The sequence below is a fragment of the Lysobacter sp. FW306-1B-D06B genome, assembly GCF_038446665.1.
GTDB lineage: Bacteria > Pseudomonadota > Gammaproteobacteria > Xanthomonadales > Xanthomonadaceae > Lysobacter_J.
Genome location: NZ_CP151802.1, coordinates 3,821,900 through 3,834,257, shown reverse-complemented (window position 1 = coordinate 3,834,257; position 12,358 = coordinate 3,821,900). Strand labels below are relative to the sequence as shown.

The 12,358-nt window shown below is 67.3% G+C and carries 12 protein-coding genes; 9 read left to right on the top strand and 3 right to left on the bottom strand.

Annotated features, from left to right (window positions below; all coding sequences use genetic code 11):
* Nucleotides 1-315: 315 nt before the first annotated feature.
* From AAFF32_RS17785 to AAFF32_RS17770, 4 genes are all read left to right on the top strand, one after another.
* Complete coding sequence (locus tag AAFF32_RS17785; protein WP_342315905.1) at nucleotides 316-882, top strand: fimbrial protein; 567 nt, start codon at nucleotides 316-318, stop codon at nucleotides 880-882.
* A gap of 5 nt (nucleotides 883-887) precedes the next feature.
* Complete coding sequence (locus tag AAFF32_RS17780; RefSeq protein WP_342315904.1) at nucleotides 888-1,688, top strand: fimbria/pilus periplasmic chaperone; 801 nt, start codon at nucleotides 888-890, stop codon at nucleotides 1,686-1,688.
* A gap of 141 nt (nucleotides 1,689-1,829) precedes the next feature.
* Nucleotides 1,830-4,400, top strand: coding sequence for a fimbria/pilus outer membrane usher protein (locus tag AAFF32_RS17775; protein WP_342315903.1), 2,571 nt, complete (start codon nucleotides 1,830-1,832; stop codon nucleotides 4,398-4,400).
* Between the two features lie 64 nt (nucleotides 4,401-4,464).
* The gene (locus AAFF32_RS17770; protein WP_254200536.1) at nucleotides 4,465-5,616 is read left to right on the top strand and encodes a fimbrial protein; all 1,152 of its coding nucleotides are present in this window, start codon (nucleotides 4,465-4,467) and stop codon (nucleotides 5,614-5,616) included.
* Between the two features lie 198 nt (nucleotides 5,617-5,814).
* Here AAFF32_RS17770 and AAFF32_RS17765 read toward each other — a convergent pair whose 3' ends face one another.
* A complete protein-coding gene (locus AAFF32_RS17765) occupies nucleotides 5,815-6,831 on the bottom strand; it encodes a polyprenyl synthetase family protein (RefSeq protein WP_216963244.1) in 1,017 nt (338 codons plus the stop codon).
* Between the two features lie 153 nt (nucleotides 6,832-6,984).
* On the opposite strand from AAFF32_RS17765, the gene AAFF32_RS17760 reads away from it, so the two are divergent.
* The 5 genes from AAFF32_RS17760 (at nucleotide 6,985) to AAFF32_RS17740 (ending at nucleotide 11,192) form a co-directional block, all read left to right on the top strand.
* Nucleotides 6,985-7,281 (top strand): hypothetical protein, encoded by a 297-nt coding sequence (locus AAFF32_RS17760; RefSeq protein WP_216963241.1) that lies wholly within the window; start codon nucleotides 6,985-6,987, stop codon nucleotides 7,279-7,281.
* Nucleotides 7,281-7,595: a DUF5076 domain-containing protein gene (locus AAFF32_RS17755; protein WP_342315902.1), complete on the top strand. Its 315-nt coding sequence runs from the start codon at nucleotides 7,281-7,283 to the stop codon at nucleotides 7,593-7,595. The genes AAFF32_RS17760 and AAFF32_RS17755 overlap by 1 nt, the downstream gene beginning before the upstream one ends.
* Nucleotides 7,596-7,732: 137 nt before the next feature.
* On the top strand, nucleotides 7,733-8,239 hold the full coding sequence (gene ssb / locus AAFF32_RS17750; protein WP_216963235.1) for a single-stranded DNA-binding protein: 507 nt from the start codon (nucleotides 7,733-7,735) through the stop codon (nucleotides 8,237-8,239).
* Nucleotides 8,240-8,516: 277 nt separating this feature from the next.
* On the top strand, nucleotides 8,517-9,275 hold the full coding sequence (locus AAFF32_RS17745; RefSeq protein ID WP_342315900.1) for a DUF4410 domain-containing protein: 759 nt from the start codon (nucleotides 8,517-8,519) through the stop codon (nucleotides 9,273-9,275).
* A gap of 186 nt (nucleotides 9,276-9,461) precedes the next feature.
* A complete protein-coding gene (locus tag AAFF32_RS17740) occupies nucleotides 9,462-11,192 on the top strand; it encodes an alpha/beta-hydrolase family protein (protein ID WP_342315899.1) in 1,731 nt (576 codons plus the stop codon).
* 42 nt (nucleotides 11,193-11,234) lie between these two features.
* Here the strand turns inward: AAFF32_RS17740 and AAFF32_RS17735 are convergent, their stop codons facing one another.
* A complete protein-coding gene (locus AAFF32_RS17735) occupies nucleotides 11,235-11,732 on the bottom strand; it encodes a DUF6491 family protein (RefSeq protein ID WP_216963226.1) in 498 nt (165 codons plus the stop codon).
* Nucleotides 11,733-11,819: 87 nt separating this feature from the next.
* On the bottom strand, nucleotides 11,820-12,278 hold the full coding sequence (locus AAFF32_RS17730; RefSeq protein WP_216963223.1) for a glycine zipper 2TM domain-containing protein: 459 nt from the start codon (nucleotides 12,276-12,278) through the stop codon (nucleotides 11,820-11,822).
* Nucleotides 12,279-12,358: the final 80 nt, after the last annotated feature.

The window sequence follows — 12,358 nt, the reverse complement described above, 5'->3', positions numbered from 1 at the left end:
CGTTTGGCTATTAATAAGCCTTAACGTGCTGCGCAACGCGGCAGGCGGAGCTGTGGCCGGGCTCATTCAGGCGATACGGCGTCGTCCGGGGCATATGGCGCCTGCTTCTCGGACTGTTGCCTTGCCCATTCGGCTTGCACTTCTTCTTATCAGAGGATTTTGACGCGACTTTTGCTTATCAGAATCATCTGATGCCAACCAGAAGATGCGAGGAATAGCCTGTATCCCGTCGTTGGACGGTGGCGCGAAGATCTCCGCTGGTTCCATTGCGACGGTCCATATCCCTGTCCCAATCAAGCCTTAGGATTCACAGAAATGAACAAGAACCTCCTTTCCGCCGCCATGGTCGCCGCACTCGGCTTTTCCGTCGTGGGTACGGCCGCCGCCGCTGACGGCAAGATCACCTTCAAGGGCGACATCACCGACGTGACCTGCACCGTGACCGCCGGTACCGGCATCACGGGCAGCAACGGCAACTTCGCCGTCGCCATGGGCTCGGTCAACAAGTCGGCGCTCGCCACGCTCGGCGCACGCGCCGCCGATACGCCGTTCAGCCTGGTCATCGGCGGTTCGGGTCAGACCGGCTGCACCGACGGCAAGGTCGTCAAGCTGCGCTTCGAGCCGGCGCAGAGCCCGGTCGACATGACCACCGGTCGCCTGACCAACGCCGCCGGCACCGCCCCCGTCGTGCAGGTCGGCCTGCTGAACAAGAACAAGGCCGACATCAACCTGGCCGACCCGACCGATGCCGCCAACATCGGCGAGACCATCAGCGCCAACACCGCCACGATGAACTACTGGGCGCAGATGTACGCCCCGGCCACGGGCGTTGGCTCGGGCACGGTCGACACCTTCGTGATGTATTCGTTGCAGTACAACTGATCAGCGTGTTCGGACGCAGGCCGGAATCTCCGGCCTGCGGTTCGACCGAGCCGACCCAGTTCCATCAACGGGCAGTAGCCATGAACCTCTCCAAGACCCTGTGCGCCGTGGTGCTTTCGATGGCCGGCATCGTGTCATCCGCACATGCCGCCATCCAGATCGTCGGCACGCGCGTGGTGTATCCGGCCACCGAACGGGAAGTCACGGTGCGCGTCATGAACGTCGGCACCGACCCCCGACTGATCCAGGCATGGGTCGACAGCGGCGACGATCACGAAACCGCGGAGACCAGCAAAGCTCCGTTTACGATCAACCCTCCTCTTTCGCGCATCGATGCGGGCAAGGGCCAATCGTTCCGCCTGATGTTCACCGGCGCTGCGCTGCCGCAGGATCGCGAATCCGTCTTCTGGCTCAACGTGGTCGAAGTTCCGACGAAGCCCCAAGAGAAAGAAAGTGGGCAGAACTTCCTGCAGTTCGCGATTCGCACGCGCATCAAGATCTTCTATCGGCCCAGCACGCTGGTAGGCAATCCCGCAGGCTCGGTGTCCCAGCTGACATGGAAGCTGGCTCGTAAGGACGGCAAGCTCGCGGTGACCTGCACGAACGGCACTGCCTACAACGTATCCATGGGCGACATCCACCTCAAGGGCGCCGCGCAACGCAGCAGCGTCGAAGGCGGCGGTATGTGCCCGGCCAAGGGAAGCGAGACGTTCCTGGTTGACGGTGCGGACAGCGGAACCGTGGTCTACACCACGATCGACGACTACGGCACGACGGCCGAGCGCGAATCGCCCTATACGCGCTGACCGCGCGGTAATCGCTGCCAAGGCGCCTGCCGACGCGCCTTCGACAGCTCCCAGAAATTCCTCCCATCGCGACGCATTGCGCGTCGCGTGGGGACTCTTGCGCCCGACGAGGCGCAGCTCCCGATCGGAACCCTGAAGTTCATGTCACGCAACAAGACGCAGCCCGCATTCAACCTTCGCCCAATCGCGCTCAGCATCGCGATGGTCCTGGGAGCGATGCCGACCTTCGCGATCGCCGCGCCCGATCCGAACCCTTCGCCGGATCCGTCTCCCAGACCTGCACCGCAGGTCGAGTTCAACGTGATCGCACTGGGCGCCGTTGGCGCACAGTACGACCTGTCGCGGTTCGAGCGCGGCAACACAATGCTCCCGGGCGAGCAGCGCGTGGACCTGCGTGTGAACCAGGTGCCGTTCGCGCGCCAGAACATCACGTTCCGCGCGAACGACGAGGGGAACGTCGCGCCGTGCTTCACGCGCGAGCTACTGACGATGATGGGCGTGGATACCGGCAAGCTTGAGGCGGCCGGTGCCAACCTCAATTCCGATTGCCTCGACATCAGCGCGTTGATTCCCGATGCGACCTGGACGACCGATGCCAACGAGCTGCGCATGGACGTGTCCATTCCGCAGATCGCGATGCATCGCGATGCGGCCGGCTACGTGGACCCAAAGCTCTGGGACCGAGGCATCAACGCTTTCACGCTGGGCTACAGCGCGAACGCATCGCAGTCGCGCACGGAAGACGGGGCCACCTACACGGGCGGCTATGTCGGCCTCAATGCCGGCCTGAACGTGGGTGGTTGGCGTATCCGCAACCAGTCCGGTTACCGCTGGAACGACAGCGGCGACCGCGAGTTCCAGAACATCCGCACCTACGCCGAGCACGACATCGACCGCTTGACCGCCACGCTGACGGTCGGCGACACGTTCACCTCGGGCGTGATCTTCGACACGACCGCGTTCCGCGGCCTCAGCCTGGCCACCGACGATCGCATGCGCCCGGATTCGGTCAACGGCTATGCGCCCATCGTGCGCGGTACGGCGGACACCAACGCCATCGTCGAGATCCGCCAGTCCGGCTACGTCGTCTACCAGACGACCGTGGCCCCGGGCGCCTTCGAGATCACCGACCTGGGCGCCACCGGCTTCGGCGGCGATCTCGAGGTCACCGTGATCGAGGCCGATGGCCGCAAGCACGCCTTCACGGTGCCGTTTGCCGCGATGCCGCAGCTGCTGCGTCCGGGCGTGTCGCGCTTTGCCGTCACTGCCGGCCAGTTGCGCCAGTCCAATCTTTTCGACACGCCGCGCTTCGCCGAGGGCACGTACCAGCTCGGCATCAACAACTGGCTGACCGGCTACGCCGGCGCCCAGGTGGCCGGCGACAACCTCTACCGCAGCCTCGCGGTGGGCGGTGCCTTCAACACGCCCGTCGGCGCCATGGCGCTGGATGTCACCGGTTCGCGCACGCAGTTCGGTGCGCAGGGCGGTGACCTCAGCGGCTACAGCGCACGCGTCACCTACAGCAAGAACGTGCCGTCCACGTCCACCACGTTCGCGTTGGCGGCCTATCGCTATTCCAGCAGCGGGTTCCTCACGCTGAACGATGCCGTGATGGCCAACGACGACCTGCTCACCGGCCGGCGCGAGCGCATCTACGACGGCGAGGGCACCGCGCGCAGTCGCCTGCAGCTGACCGTCAACCAGCATCTGGGCGCCAATGCCGGCGACCTGTACGTGGTCGGCTCGCGCAACGACTACTGGAATGAACTTCCGGTCGACAACACCTACCAGATCGGCTGGAACAAGCGCTTCCGCAACGTGTCGCTGGGCGTGAACGCCAGCCGCAGTCGCGTCGCCAACGGGCAGACCGACGATCGCTATTTCGTCAACTTCATCATGCCCCTCGGCAGCCCGAGCGAGCGCAGGATGCCGCCGACGCTCAGCCTCAATGCAACGCACGGCGGCGATGGCAATCGCATGCGTGCCGGTGTCTCCGGTGTCGCGGGCGAGAATCGCCAGGTCAGTTATGGCGTCAGCGGCGATTTCGGCGACAACAACGACGACAGCATCGGCACTAACGTCAACTGGCAGCTGCCGTACGCCACGGTTGGCGGTGCCTACACCTACGGCAAGGACTCCCAGTCCGCCTCCGTGTCGGCGCAAGGCGCGCTGCTGGTCCATCGCGGCGGGATCACGCTGGCATCACAGTTGGGCGAGACCATCGGCCTCGTCAATGCTCCCGGCGCAAAGGGTGCGCGTCTGTCGGGTGGCGTCAACAAGGTCGACGGCCGCGGTTACGGCGTTGTCAGCAACATGCGGCCGTACCGCCTCAACGATCTGGTGATCGATCCGAAGGGAGTTTCCGCCGACGTCGAGTTCCCGGAAACCAGCATCAAGGTCGTCCCGCGCGCCGGCGCCGTGGTGCCCGTCACGTTCGAAACCAAGACGGGCGCCGCGTATCTGCTGCACGCACTGCGCGACGACGGCAGCCCGCTGCCGTTCGGTGCGGAAGTGACGGACGACGCGGGTGACGTCGTGGGCTACGTGGGCCAGTCGAGCCAGGCGTTCGTGCGGTTGCCCGACGGCACCGGCAAGGCGTTGAGCGTGCAGCTGGATGCCAGTGGCCGGAAGTGCTCGCTGGAATGGACGCCTGACGGCGGCGCGAAGGCGGGCGAGATTCGTCATGGAGAAGGCAAATGCCGTGCTCTGTGATGGCAACTGCACGGCGCGCACTTCAGGCGCGTGAGATAAACAGGATTCCGGTGCTCAAATGAGAATGTCTTCCTTCAGCTCCGTAGTGACCCGATGCGCGCGCATCGCGCCGTTGCTGGCGATCGGTTGCTTGTTCGCGTCGATGCCGGTGGGCACCGCGGCCGCCGGTACGGCCAATTGCGCGCCGCCTGCTGTCTCTTCGATTACAGCCGACGCGGGCGGTGGATCCTATGTCATCGGCCGCAATGCCGTGCCCGGCCCTGTACTCACGCCGTGGAGCGCATTCACCGCCGGCCCGGATAACCTGTTCGTTTGCACGATCACCATGGCTCCGAGCGGTGACTACTTCGGTTCGATGCGCCAGGCCGGCACTGGCCTCACTCCCGCCGATATGGGCGGTACGAACACGATAGTGATCGATGGGACGTCATACATTGTCTACAAGACCAATGTGGACGGCATTGGAATGGTCATGAAGGCGTACGGGGCATACGGGTCGGGCAACTCGACAACCTGGTTCCCGGGAGTGACTGGAGTTCCGCAGGCTTGGAGGCGCTTCACTGCCTGGACTGGCGGTGGAGTTACAAATTTGCCGGACCAGACCGCCTCCGGGGCGATTGCGTTCGCGTTCGTGAGGACAGGACCGATATCTGGCGGAACCGTGAATTACGGTGGCGCTCCGGTAGCGGAGTTCGCTGCAGCTGTGACGACAGGTGCCGTGAACAATGGTGCAAATGGTGGTCCCCAGTCCGCCATCGTGCCGATCACGCTCATCAATGGCCCGACGTTCGTCTCGGCCTCCTGCGTTACGCCCGACGTCCTGGTCGATCTGGGCCGGCATTCGAAGAGCAGCTTCACCGGCACGGATTACACGACCCCGTCGGTCGATTTCAACATCAAGTTGAACAGCTGCCCGGCCGGGATGAACAGCGTCAGGTATCGCATCGATCCGGCAACGACGGTGCAGCTTCCCGCGCAGTCGGTGGTGGCGCTGGATGGCACGTCCACCGCCACGGGCGTCGGCGTGCAGTTGCTCAACGGAGCCGGTGGCGTGCATCCGCTGGGCGTAGGCACCGATCAGGTGTTCGCTCCGTACAACAAGACGACAGGCGGCGACTACACCATCCCGCTCAAGGCGAACTACTACCAGACCAGCCCCACCGTGACGCCGGGGCAGGCCAACACGACGATGACGTTCACCATGACGTACCTGTAGCCGGACGTACGCGCACGCATCGGCAGCATCGGACGCAGGGACTATCCCTGCCGTTTGCCGTTCGAGAAAGGTGTACTCGAAAGCAGTTCGCCGGGTCACGCGACGAGCGTGCGGGTCGTGCCGCATCCGCCGACATACCGGCAGACCGTCTTCGTCGAATTGGTCGTACAGCGCGTACCGCCGCCGGCGCGCGCGCCGTCAGTGATCGCGACTGACCGCGTAACGCGCCAGCCCGCGCAGCGCGAGCGTGTAGTCGTTCTCGTCGAGTCCATCAAGCGCGCGCTCGGCAGCGTGTGCATATTCCTGCGCGCGGCGACGGCTGTAATCGAGCCCGCCGGTGGCATGGATCGCGGCGAGCACGTCGGGCATCGCGCCGGTGTCGCCGTGTTCGACCGCGCTGCGCAGGCGCGCGCGCGTGGCGTCGTCGCTGTGCACGATGGCGTGGATCAGCGGCAGCGTGGCCTTGCCTTCGGCCAGATCGTCGCCGAGGTTCTTGCCCAGCGTGGCGGCATCGGAGGCGTAGTCGAGCACGTCGTCGGCGATCTGGAAGGCATAGCCCAGATTCATGCCGTAGTCGTGCAGCGCATCGCAGGTGGCCTCGTCCGCATCGGCCAGCAGCGCGCCCAGGCGCGTGGCGGCGGCGAACAGCACGGCGGTCTTGCGCTCGATCACGCGCAGGTACGCGGCTTCGTCGGTGTCCGGATTGCGCACGTGCAGCAGCTGCAGCACTTCGCCTTCGGCGATGCGGTTGGTGGTGTCGGCGAGGATCTGCATCACCGCCATGCGCTCCAGCTCGACCATCAGCTGGAAGCTGCGCGAGTACAGGAAATCACCGACCAGCACGCTGGCCGCATTGCCCCAGACCGCATTGGCGGTCTTGCGGCCGCGGCGCAGGTCGGACTCGTCGACCACGTCGTCGTGCAGCAGCGTGGCCGTGTGGATGAACTCCACCACCGCCGCGAGCTGGTGCGCGTCCTCGCCGATGCCGTGCCGTCCGCCGCGTCCGCCGAGCGCGCCGTTGGCGAGCAGCAGGAGCATCGGACGCAGCCGCTTGCCGCCCGCGCCGACGATGTACTCGGCGACCTGGTTGATCAGCACCACGTCCGAAGCGAGCCGGCGCCGGATCAGGGCATCCACCGCAGCCATGTCCTGACGTGCCAGGGCCTGGATGGTGGCCAGGTCGGGGATGGTCAGGGTCGTCGGGCTGGGAAGCATGGGCACGTCGCGTGTAAGGAGTTTCGGATTATACGGGGCGGTTCCATCGCAGGGATTTTTCGGAGAGTTCCGATATACGCCTCCCGCGGCTCGCACCAACCTGTGGTTTCGATGCCCGCATCGCTCCATCCCGCTTCCGGAACTCGCCCTCTCATGACCTCACTTCAAGACGACGCCAACCCCGTCCCCGCGTCTCCGGTCGCCGTGCCGCACTGGCCGGGTCAGCGCCACGTCGACGTGATCGAGCGCAGCCTGCGCCAGCTCGGTCCCGCCCGACGGGACGGCGTGCTCGATGCGCTGGCCCATGCCCTGGACCGGCACCTCATCGCGACCGGCGCGCCGCGAATCGGCGGCCGTGGCGCCGGACTCGACGCGGAGCTGGATGAGGTCCTGCGCTGCCTCGGTCCGCTGTCGCTGCGCGCGGTCGGCGACGCGGGAACTGCCGCCTGATGGCAAGCCGCGCCGCCACGCGGGTCCCAGCGGCCAGGGCGCTCGGCCCGGAGGCGCTCGCCGTGCCCGCGGGCGCGCGGGAGGACCCGGCGGCATTCGAACTCCTGCGCCAGTGGGCGGTGGACCGGCGACTGGCCATGTCCGTCTGCCCGCGCCTGGAGGGGGAGCCCGCCGATTTCGGTGTGCTGCTGGCCGACCTGTTCAGCCATGCCTGCGAGGGCCATGCCCGACAACACGCACGGGCGGAATCCGACGTCCGCGCCAGCATGTTCCTGGCCTTCGCCTGCCGACTTGGCGAGCTATCGCGCAGGTAATGCCCGACAGCACGGCGGCCGGCGATGGAGCCGTGGTGAACGGCGGCCGGCTGTTATGATGCCGTTTCCGCCGGCACGGCCGCTTCAAGCGCCAGTGCCGGCCCATGACAGACAGACGAAAGGGGCAGGCACATCCCATGGCACGCGGCATCAACAAGGTGATCCTGGTCGGCAATCTTGGCGACGATCCTGAAACCAAGTACACCCAGGGCGGCATGGCCGTGACCAAGGCCCGCCTGGCGACGACCAGCGTGCGCAAGGATCGCGACGGCAACACCCAGGAGCGCACCGAGTGGCACCGGGTGACCTTCTTCGGCAAGCTCGGCGAGATCGCCGGCGAGTACCTGCGCAAGGGCAGCCAGGTGTACGTCGAAGGCTCGATCCGCTACGACAAGTACACCGGCCAGGACGGCGTGGAGCGCTACTCCACCGACATCATCGCCGACGAGATGCAGATGCTCGGCGGACGTCCGGGCGAGGGCGGCGGCGGTGGCAGCCGTGGCGAGTTCCGCGGCGGTGGCGATCGCAGCGAGCGTCCTGCGCGCGCGCCGGCACGCCAGGAAGCCGCGCCGCGCCGCGAGGCACCGCCGGCCAAGTCGAGCAGTTTCGCCGACGACTTCGCGGACGACGACATCCCGTTCTGATCGACGCCATCGCAAGATGGCCGACGCGTCCGGCAAGAAGCCCGCTCTCCAAGCGGGCTTCTTTGTTTCTGCGTCACGCGCGTGGGATGGTGCCGCTCTGTCGACGGTGCACGTGATGACGCATAGGTCTCGCAGCCGTCGCCGAGCACGCCGCATGCCTCGCGCCATCCGCCCCCTCACACATCCCGCGCGCAGGCGTTGCAAGGCCCCCGACCTTCACCCCGGCATGACGCGCGCGGGCGTCTATTGAGCGCCACTTCAAGGTGGGCGCCCCTCCATGGCCTCCCGTGATCGCACAGTGCAGGAAGCCGCGCGGCGTTCGGGCGGTGCGCTGCTGTGCGTGGTTCTCCTCGCGCTGGCCGGCTGCGCCACCACCACGACTCAACCGTTCGAACAATCCTCCTCACACGCGGTGGAGCGTCCCGAACGCATCCTCGTCTACGACTTCGCGGGAACCCGCGGCGACCTGCCGCCGGATTCGGCCGTCACCGGCTACTTCGAGCAGAACGAAGCGCCGCAGACAGCGCAGGATGTAGACCAGGGCCGGTGGCTGGGGCGGCAGGTTGCGCAGCAGGTGGTCACGCGACTTCGCGAGGCGGGCATCGACGCGTACTCCGTGGGCGCCGGGCCGGTGCCGAAGATCGGCGATGTGATCCTGCGCGGTGAATTCGTGCACGTGCGTCCGGGCAGCCGCACGATGCGCATGCTGGTGGGCTTCGGTGCCGGGCGCGGTGAAATGAGCACGATGGTGGAGGCGTTCCAGGTCACCGCCACCGGGCCGCGCTCGCTTGCCGCGGCGCAGACCGAGACGGCGGGCGGCCGCATGCCGGGCATCCTGTTGCCGCTCGGCGTGGCCGGCACGGTGGCTTCGGCGGGCGTGGCGGTTTCCAGTGCCTCCAATGTCATGCAGGAACGCGGACCGGAGTCGCTGCGTGCGGCCGGTCGACGCACCGCCGACGCCATCGCCAAGGCCATCATCGACATCTACCGCGAACGCGGCTGGCTGGCCGCCGGCACGGGCGCCACACCGCCCTGATGCGCGCGATGGCGCGGCGTCCTTCGACGCCGACGCCTCACGGCTCCGTCACGATGCCTCTTGTTGGATGCACGAACGTTCCAGCAGGGGAGCGCAACGTCATGTGGATCGATCGCGAAGCCCGGGCGCGGCGCGACGCGCGCGAACGCGTCCTGCTCCGGCACGCTTCGGGCGAATGCAAAGCCAATGGCAACGCCTGATCGCCGCCGGATCGGCCACTGGACGCGCGCCGCCGCCGACGCCGTCGCGCGCCTGCTGCGTCCGCTGTCGCCCGCCGGATTGTTGCTGGGCGCGTTGTTGCTGGTGGCCTCGCTCACGCCCAGTCTGATTCCGCGCACCACGGTGACACAGGGATTGCTGGCGGGCGTGAGCCTGTCGGCCGGCTACGGCCTGGGCGTGTTCGTGCGCTGGCTGTGGGCGTACCTGGAGCTGCCGCCGTCGCGTGGCCGTACGCCGCTGCGGACGAAGAAGGTGCTGTACGCGCTGTGCCTGCTGCTGATCATCTGGGCGCTGTGGCGCGCGCCGCACTGGCAGAACATCGTGCGCGCCGTATTCCACATGCCGCCGGCAGAGAACATCGACTCACTGAGCATCGGCGCGATCGCCCTGGGCCTGTTCGCGATCGTGCTCACCGTCGCGCGCCTGCTGCGCACGTCCGCGAGTCGTTTTTCCGATCTGCTGTCGAAGGTGCTGCCGCCTCGTGTGGCCAGCCTGCTGGGCGTGCTCGGCGTGGTGGTGGTGGTGATCACGCTGAGCAACAGCGTCGTGCTGCGCATCGCGATGCACCTGATCGACTCCTCGTTCCGCCAGGCCGATGCGCTCATCCCGCCCGATGTCGCGCCGCCTGCGGAACCCAACCGCACCGGCAGCGACGCCTCGCTGATCGCCTGGGATGCGCTGGGGCGCGCCGGCCGCCAGTTCGTCTCGACGACGCCCAGCGCCGCCCGCATCGAAGCGCTCGCGGGCGGGCCCGCGCAGATGCCGTTGCGTGTGTACGCCGGGCTGCCGTCCGCGGATTCGGCGCAGGCGCGCGCGCGTCTGGCGCTGGATGAGCTCAGGCGCGTGGGCGGTTTCGATCGCGCGGCGCTGATCATCATCACGCCCACCGGCACCGGATGGGTCGATCCGGCGGCCATCGAATCGATCGAGTACCTCTACCGCGGCGACATCGCCAGCGTGGCGATGCAGTACTCGTATCTCTCCAGCCCGCTGTCGTTGTTGATCGAACCCGAGTACGGCGAAGAGACTTCGCAGGCGCTGTTCCAGTCCGTGTACGGCTACTGGCGCACGCTGCCGAAGGATCGCCGCCCGCGTCTGTACCTGCATGGCCTGAGTCTGGGCGCGTTGAACTCCGAGCGTTCCGTGGAACTGTTCGACGTCCTCGGCGATCCGCCGAACGGTGCGTTGTGGAGCGGGCCACCGTTCGCCGCGCGCACCTGGCGCGGGCTCACGCGCGCTCGCAATGCCGGAACGCCCGCATGGTTGCCGCAATTCCGCGACGGATCCTTCGTGCGTTTCATGAATCAGAATGGCACGCCCGTGCCCGCCGACACCCCATGGGGCGTGATGCGCGTGGTCTATCTGCAATACGCCAGCGATGCGGTGACCTTCTTCGACTACCGAGACGCCTTCCGCCCGCCGGCCTGGATGAAAGCGCCGCGCGGTCCGGACGTCGCGCCGCAGATGCGCTGGTACCCGCTGGTGTCGATGATGCAGCTGGCGCTGGACATGATCCTCGCCAACGATGCGCCGATGGGCTTCGGGCACGTCTTCGCGCCGTCGCATTACGTCGCCGCGTGGCGGCAGGTCACTGGCGTGGAGGGATGGTCGCCGCAGGGCATCGAGCGTCTGCAGCACGAACTGGACGCGCAGCGTGCGGCAAGCCTTGCCGCCGACATCGACGAAGGCGGCGGCTGAGCGCGCGAGTCATGCGCGCCCGATCCGGGAAGTCGCGATGCGTCACGGCGTGGGCGTGCCGGACGGCGGCGATTCGGGCGTTTCCGCATCCGCCGGACGCTCGACGTACTCGGCTTCACGCATTTCACGTCGTGCGTCGCGCAGGCGGCTGGCGTCCAGCGGGCGGATGGTCTCGATGCGGCACGCACTGCCCGGCGCCGGCGAGCCGCCCGCGATGCGCGGCACCACGCTGTCGAAGCGGGCGGTGACCAGGCCCATGCGGTTGGTGATGGTGATGCGCGAAGCGACCGCCAGACCGCTGCAGCGATTGCGCATTTCCAGCAGAGCGCCGCGATTGGCGGTGGTCCACACGGCCAGCGCCTGGTCGCCGAGCGGCGTCCAGTTCTGTACGCCGGTCATGCGTTCCAGGCGGAAGGTCGCTGTCGGCGGCCCCGCGTTCTGCCGATAGAGGGCCAGGCGATCTGCGGTGGAGAGGGTAGGGCCGGTGGCGCAGGAGGCCAGCATCGCGGCCAGCGCCAGCATGGGGAGGGCGTTGCGCATGGGGTCGCCTGCCTCGGACGGGTGGAAGTGGCGACGCGCATGCGACGGCGAATGCGCCGCGCACGCGCGCCGTACACGACGGTTACCTCAGCGCGTCACGCGTGTCGTGGAGCCGTCGGACGAAACCTGCACGCGATCGCCGACGCGGAACTGCTGGCTGGAACCATCCTGCGTGACGGAGATGGTGCGACCGGATTCCAGCTCGACGGTGACCTCCACGCCAGGCCGCGTGCTGCGCGACATCGCATTGCCGGCCGCGCCGCCGCCGACCGCACCCGCGACCGCACCGGCGGCGTTCGCGCGGCTGCTGCCGCCGATCGTGCTGCCGGCGATGCCGCCCAATACCGCGCCCGTGGCGGTGCCCACGCCGCGCGAATCGTTCTGGATGGTGACGTCGCGCAAACCGCGCACGGTGCCCCACTGGACGGTGCGCGCGGTGCCGACTTCGGAACGGTTGAAGGTGGTGGGCGTCGTGTGCGTGGCGCATCCCGCCGCGAGAGCCAGACCCAATGCGATCCCTGCCGCGCCGGCAATCTTGTGATTCATGTCCGAGCCCTCCCTCTGCGTGGTCGACTTCGCCGCATTCACTTGTCCGGAAAACTCCGGGAGCGTGCGCGTGGATTACG